The organism is Zoogloea oleivorans (assembly GCF_008107625.1).
GTDB lineage: Bacteria > Pseudomonadota > Gammaproteobacteria > Burkholderiales > Rhodocyclaceae > Zoogloea > Zoogloea oleivorans.
This window is the reverse complement of record NZ_SDKK01000054.1, coordinates 1-6,251: the sequence shown is the minus strand read 5'-3', so window position 1 is coordinate 6,251 and position 6,251 is coordinate 1. Positions and strand designations below refer to the sequence as shown.

Genomic DNA, 6,251 nt, shown 5'->3' with positions numbered 1-6,251 from the left:
TTCAGAGTTGAAACCGCCCACAACAAACTTGAGTATCAGCGCTAGGGTTAGTAGCAAAAATTGTATGGTCGTATATGCAGCCTGGAAAGCTTCATAACCTGAGGCTTGTTGCCGCTTGAACGGAGAATAATGGGCATTTCCATAGTCATCACGGCCTTTCGGAAGCAAGCTTTCCAATTTTGTACTTGCTCAGCAACTCGTCTGCAAACGGCGCATGTGGGCGTCCTTTTGTTTTTGTATTGTAGGCTTCTGTTGCTTCTTTGCCGCACCACGGCAATACCACCTCTGGTGGAGATGGATGTCCAGGCAAATACGCGGTCAGGTCATAGACTCCTCCACGAATTGCCATCCAACAGTTGTCCGCTGTCGCATGCTTGGCAAGATCTGCCTTTGAATAGACTTTCTCTGCCGCGATGGCAAGGCTTTGCTCAGCCGGCGGCAGCCAGAGGTTTCCCGCCCAGAACGCTGTAACCAGCAACCAGAACAATACAGTCGAAGAGAGATAGAGTTGGCGCATTATCGGAACTCGAAGTTTTCAAAGTGGATGTGGCGGGGAGAAATACCTCTGCCGCTCAAGGCCTTTCTGAGGCCGGCAACGAGGCCGGGCGGGCCGCAAAGATAGCAATCATGTTGTGCAAGGGTAGTTGCGTCGGGCAGGATCGTATTCAAATCAGGAACATCCTTGCCAGTTGCGACAGCGCAAAGGGAGAGGTTCGAGTCATTCGCCGCCAATGCCTGAATTTCTTGCAAAAATGCGGCATCGGCATCGGACCGATAAAGATACAAGAGAAGCGTTTTCTGACTGAGCGGCCCTGCCCGAAGTTGCGCCAGAAACGGCGTAATGCCAATGCCGCCGGCAACCCACAGTTGGGGCGACAACGACCGATCAGTCAGAAATTCCCCAAAGGCGCCATGCACACGTGCCATGACGCCAGACTCAATGGACTGAATTTTCCGGGTGCAATCGCCCAGCGCTTTCACACCAATCTGCATTTCACCGCCAGCCCCGACTGCACTGACGGTAAACGGATGAAACTCACCGCAGCCTCTGAATGTGGGCCCTGAAAAGAAAGCAACCAGTACAAACTGACCGGGCTTTACGGCGACGACTTCACCCAAGGGTTTGAGTGCTATCTCCACCATGTCTTTGGCAACCACTTTGACGGCTTGTACGATAAAGGGCCGGGCGGCAAGGCCAAAATCCTCCCTCACGATACGCCAACCGAGAAAGAAGGCTGCAAGTACCAGAATCGGCCATACCGGCTCGTCGATACCCAGCAAAACCAAGTGCAGCAAGCCAAACAGCACCGCAAGCCCAAGCCCGACATGCAGCCAGCGCCAGGCTCGATAGGGAATACGTTTCTCGAAGGTGAGCGCCAGTCCTGCCATCAGCAGGAGTAGCGATAGCCAGCCGAGCCAGACCGGCCATCCCTGATTGAAGGGAGAGAGGGAATACCATGCCAGTTGTCGATCATTCGGCCAGGCGTCAGCGGCAAGAAGCAGCGGATGCGCCAGCAACAAAACATAGGCAGCCATGCCTGCCCAGTGATGCCAGCGATACATTCGTTCCAGCCCACCCAAGCCTTCGGCCAAGCGGCTTTCCCTAAGCATCAGTAAAAGACTGGCAAGCAGAAGACCGCAACCGGCCCAACCCAAAACAATACCTAAGCTACGCGCCAGTCCAAGCCCATCGGGCAGGGCCCAGATAACCGGACCGACTGTCGCGATTAGGATCAGCAACGGGATCGACAGAAAGCGTAGAAGGTGCATGGATGGCTATCGTATCGATCAGATAAAGCTTCAGGGTTTCGGCTTCTCAGTCTTCAGGTGATCGCAGATATCATGTCCGCCACCCGCCATGGCCAAGCCTCGTTGCTGGGCTCGCTCTTCCATCAACTGGTGATGGCTGACCTGATAACTTCGGCAATCTTCAAGCTTGGTAAAGCTGCGAATCTTTGCTTGGTGCTCGATCCGCTCCTCCGGACTCATGAGTTGCCAGCCTCGGGTGTTCGACTCACTGGCCCGCCAGGGGCCTCGTGCCGAAGAGCTACCAATCAGCAATAGTCCGATGACCAGGGCGGTGATGAACTTTGTCTGCATGATCAACTTTCGGCAATTATCCTAGGTGCGACGGTGTTCAATATGACCCGGATACGGCATCAACAGGCTGCCACAAATTAGCTTCGCGACAGCCTGTGCTTCAGAGGAAAGCAATCCGAGCCAGCGTAGGTAGTATTACTTTACGCTGTTCGTGTTCGTTATTGCTCTCCTATAGAGAAGACAACGCTAGTTTGAAGCAGGTGGGGTTGTGGGGGTATGGATGCGGTCACGAGACTGGATGCGATCCTGATCTTTAGTCTGAATTCGTTCCTGATCTCGGGTTTGAGTACGCTCTTGATCTCTTACACGGTCCTGGCTCTGGTCGCGTGTTTGAGTTTGAGTTTGGTCTGCCTGTCCTCCGCGATTCTGGCCGCCAACTGATTGGCCGCCTCCTTGCCCACCACCCATACCTCCTCCGCCACCGCCTCTGGCTTCGGCCACGGTTCCAGCTAACGAGAAGCACGCTACGATTAGCAGGGTAATGATTCTGGACGATTTCATGATTTGCTCCCTTGAAAACAACTAACTGATGAACCCACTTCAATTGTTATAGAACATTAAATTAGAATTTTCTTATAGTGCGACAATTAGTCGCATGGCAAGGTGGATAAGCCTTGGCGTTGGCCGCATGGACATTGCAACCTTGAATCGCTGTGCAAGGGCGTATTTCTGGGAGGGAAATCGATGAGGGTGCCTCAGGATAAACTTCTGGGCTACGGTAAGTCAGGCCATTGCAGGCGTTCGCGCTTTGATGCACAAATACAGCTCAGGCCGATGAGTGAGCTGAGCGCCTGAAGCTCTAAATCAAAGACGTAAGCTGAGTCAGCTACTATCCTGATTGCTTGGGATTTGGCACCACAATGGAAGATTGTGGCCGGGTCGAGGCAGTGCAGTCGAAAATTTGCTCACCGAATACCGGCCGTTCGCCAGGGGTTCTGGAGGCCCTACCTATTGAAATTGGATTACCTCTTCGAGCGGCGGCTCCTGGCCGGCAGTGTGAGTCCGCCAATGGCCGCTTCGCGGCAGGCCAGTTTGAAAAGTTTGGATTTGGATGAATGGCTGCTTCGGAGAAACTCGACTGGCCGGATTGGGCACTCAAGAGACATCCGCGCAGTGAAATATTTCGAGCAGCAACCGCTGCTGCATCGCACAACGCAACCACATTGTTAACCACTGCAAGTGCCAACGGCCTAACGTACGATTTTCCCGTTTCGTGAGTTGGCTCATGAACTGGCACTGGAAACCTCGCCACGCGTGCCATCCCCATTGAATTATGGACTTCCGGTTTGTGCCCCAGGACTAAACCGCTCGCGCGGTAGCAGGCTGCGCATGAGCTGAGATGTATTTTTTGAGATCGCAGGTCTGTTTCCTATGTTGAGGACTGAGGCAATTCGCCTCGATTCTCAAGAGGAGCATCATCATGACCGCTACGACCCCCGCCGTCAGCCCGCTTCGCCAACGCATGATCGACGACATGCGGATGCGCAAGTTTAGCGAAAAGACGCAACTTGATTATGTGCGCGCCGTGCGCAACTTCTCGAAATACCTGAAGCGTTCACCGGATACTGCCCGCGTAGAAGATTTGCGGAATTACCAATTACATCTGGTTGACCATGGCATCTCACCCGCCTCGTTGAACTCGTCCATCAGCGGATTGAAGTTTTTCTTCAACGTCACCCTGGATCGCGGCGACTTGGTGGCCAAGTTGCAGCCGGTGCACATGCCACGCAAACTGCCGGTCATTTTGAGTCGTGAGGAAGTCGCTCGCCTCATTGCGGCAGCGGGCAACCTCAAGCATCAAACCGCGCTGGCACTGGCCTACGGCACCGGGTTGCGAGTCAACGAAGTGGTGACTTTGAAGGTCGGTGACATCGACAGCCAGCGGATGACTTTGCGTGTCGAACAAGGCAAGGGACAGAAAGATCGTTACGCCATGCTCTCGCCGGTGCTGCTTGAACGCCTGCGGGTTTGGTGGCGCGTCGCCCGCGCCCAAGGCAAGATGTTTGATGGCGGCTGGCTGTTCCCCGGTCTGAACCCGATCCGGCCCTTGAGTGCGCGACAACTCAACCGCGCCATCCATAACGCGGCCAACGACGCAGGCATTGAGAAACACATCTCCATGCACTCCCTGCGTCACGCCTTCGCCACTCACCTGCTGGAGCAGAAAGTCGATATCCGACTGATTCAGGTCTTGCTCGGCCACAAAAAACTGGAAACAACGGCGCTTTACGCGCAGGTCGCCACCGAAATTCTGCGCGAGATCGTCAGTCCGCTGGAGATGTTAAACACCGAATAGGTGTGCCATGGAACGGCCTGGCCTGGAGGTGGCAGACATCTTCCGCGCCTACGGTCCGGCATGGCGACGGGCGCAGACAGGGCACCTGAATCTCTCGCAACTGAAGGTCATGTCGGCCATTGAACAGTGCCGCACCGCGGCGCTGGGCGGCCATGTGCTGCGCTGCGATCACTGCCATACACAGGAAATCAGCTATAACTCCTGCCGCAACCGGCACTGCCCGAAGTGTCAGGCCAAGGCAGCGCAACGCTGGCTTGAGGCGCGGCAAGCCGATCTGCTGCCCGTTGAGTATTACCATGTCGTTTTTACCCTGCCGGCACCGATCAGCACCATTGCCTACTACAACAAGGCGGCGATCTACCGGTTGCTGTTCGATGTCGCCGCGGAAACCCTGCTGACCATCGCCGCTGATCCGAAGCGACTTGGCGCAAGAATCGGCGCTACGCTGGTGCTACACACTTGGGGTTCGGCGATGACCCATCATCCACACGTGCATGGCATTGTGCCGGGTGGTGGACTGTCACCCGACGGGGAGCGCTGGGTGGCTTGTCGGCGTGGATTCTTCCTACCAGTGCGGGTGCTCTCTCGCTTGTTTCGACGCCGCTTTGTTGAGGAGCTTGAGAAACTGCACCAGGCTGGACAGCTGAGATTCTTCGGGGATGATGCGCGTTTGGCTGATGCCGTCGCTTTCGCACAATGGCTCGCACCGCTGCGAACAGGGGAGTGGGTTGTCTATGCCAAGCCTCCGTTTGCCGGACCCCAGGCGGTATTGGCTTACCTGTCGCGTTATACCCACCGCGTGGCGATCTCGAACCGGCGACTGATGAGGATGGACGAGCACGGGGTGACGTTTCGCTGGAAGGATTACCGCACCAAGGGGCGGACGCGTCAGAAGACGATGACGCTCTCGCACGATGAGTTCATACGACGCTTTCTTCTGCATGTATTACCCAGTGGTTTCCACCGAATTCGCCATTACGGCCTCCTGGCCAATGCCGGGCGACGGCGGCAACTGGCTCATGTACGTGATCTGCTTAATGTGCCGCCGCCGATCCCTGTGAGCGATGAAGCACCGGTTGCCGCCATCCCGACATTTATTTGTCGATGCTGTGGCGGGATGATGCAAGTCGCTGAGGTCATAATGCGCCAGCAACCGATCCGGGAACCGCCATGATGGCCAACGCTGATTTGGATGACTCAATGGGTAAATTGCCTCGGTCGGCTTCTGGGTTGCCGATGCCGATAGCGGACTGCTGCCGCTTCATGCCAAATCGACCCAATTCAGAGATTCTGGCAACAGGATTGGTCGTGCACTTCGTACGTATTGGCACAAATTTCCTTCATTCAGAGGGGCATCAATCCCTGATGGGCACCATCGCAACGGTCGGGCTGGGTATCAAAACCCCATAGGCGGCACGCCGCCCAATCTCCGTGGCGGCTCCCCGCGGTTTCCTCCTTCGAGGTTTATTCAACGCCTGCCCACACCGGCCAGCGTGCGATCAACCTGCGTCACGTGAAGGGCAGGCATCGAACAAACCTATACCAATACGGACTTTGGTCTCGTGGTTGATTGAAGGGCAGCTTTTCAACAGCAACCGGCCGATTGCTGCGAACAGCCCAGACAGCCGCGTCTTTATCAAGAACCCATAACCAAAACTCGCTCGATGGCCTCGGCCAAAAGCATGGGGTCTTCGGCCCCTGCGAGCATGAGCTTTCGCCCGACGATGAAGGTAGGAACTGCGGTCACACCCCAGGCCCTGGACTCCCTTTCCTGTTCCAGCACAAGCTGATTGTCTTCATCAGAGTTCAAGTATTCGACGATGGCAGTCTCGCTATAGCCACACTCTACAGCGAT

Annotated in this window: 6 protein-coding genes; 2 read left to right on the top strand and 4 right to left on the bottom strand. The window is 55.6% G+C overall.

The window, feature by feature from the left end; all coding sequences use genetic code 11:
- Positions 1 to 148: 148 nt before the first annotated feature.
- The 3 genes from ETQ85_RS25300 to ETQ85_RS25290 are packed head-to-tail and all read right to left on the bottom strand — an operon-like array spanning position 149 to position 2,100.
- Positions 149 to 517, bottom strand: a complete 369-nt coding sequence (locus ETQ85_RS25300) for a cytochrome b5 domain-containing protein (protein WP_222862312.1) — start codon at positions 515 to 517, stop codon at positions 149 to 151.
- Positions 517 to 1,770 (bottom strand): ferric reductase-like transmembrane domain-containing protein, encoded by a 1,254-nt coding sequence (locus tag ETQ85_RS25295; protein WP_148581773.1) that lies wholly within the window; start codon positions 1,768 to 1,770, stop codon positions 517 to 519. Before ETQ85_RS25295 ends, ETQ85_RS25300 begins: the two co-directional genes overlap by 1 nt.
- Before the next feature lie 30 nt (positions 1,771 to 1,800).
- The gene (locus tag ETQ85_RS25290) at positions 1,801 to 2,100 is read right to left on the bottom strand and encodes a hypothetical protein (RefSeq protein ID WP_148581772.1); all 300 of its coding nucleotides are present in this window, start codon (positions 2,098 to 2,100) and stop codon (positions 1,801 to 1,803) included.
- A gap of 1,420 nt (positions 2,101 to 3,520) precedes the next feature.
- Between ETQ85_RS25290 and ETQ85_RS25285 the strand changes: the two genes are divergently transcribed.
- Together ETQ85_RS25285 and ETQ85_RS25280 are read left to right on the top strand one after the other, a co-directional pair.
- The gene (locus tag ETQ85_RS25285) at positions 3,521 to 4,396 is read left to right on the top strand and encodes a tyrosine-type recombinase/integrase (RefSeq protein WP_148581771.1); all 876 of its coding nucleotides are present in this window, start codon (positions 3,521 to 3,523) and stop codon (positions 4,394 to 4,396) included.
- Between the two features lie 7 nt (positions 4,397 to 4,403).
- Positions 4,404 to 5,570, top strand: a complete 1,167-nt coding sequence (locus ETQ85_RS25280) for an IS91 family transposase (RefSeq protein ID WP_148581770.1) — start codon at positions 4,404 to 4,406, stop codon at positions 5,568 to 5,570.
- A gap of 462 nt (positions 5,571 to 6,032) precedes the next feature.
- Here ETQ85_RS25280 and ETQ85_RS25270 read toward each other — a convergent pair.
- Positions 6,033 to 6,251: DsbA family oxidoreductase (locus tag ETQ85_RS25270; protein WP_187394871.1), on the bottom strand; the 219-nt coding region annotated here is incomplete at its 5' end.

Coding starts and splice junctions, on each gene's coding strand:
- ETQ85_RS25300 (WP_222862312.1), bottom strand. CDS start 517: ATGCGCCAACTCTATCTCTCTTCGACTGTATTGTTCTGGTTGCTGGTT.
- ETQ85_RS25295 (WP_148581773.1), bottom strand. CDS start 1,770: ATGCACCTTCTACGCTTTCTGTCGATCCCGTTGCTGATCCTAATCGCG.
- ETQ85_RS25290 (WP_148581772.1), bottom strand. CDS start 2,100: ATGCAGACAAAGTTCATCACCGCCCTGGTCATCGGACTATTGCTGATT.
- ETQ85_RS25285 (WP_148581771.1), top strand. CDS start 3,521: ATGACCGCTACGACCCCCGCCGTCAGCCCGCTTCGCCAACGCATGATC.
- ETQ85_RS25280 (WP_148581770.1), top strand. CDS start 4,404: ATGGAACGGCCTGGCCTGGAGGTGGCAGACATCTTCCGCGCCTACGGT.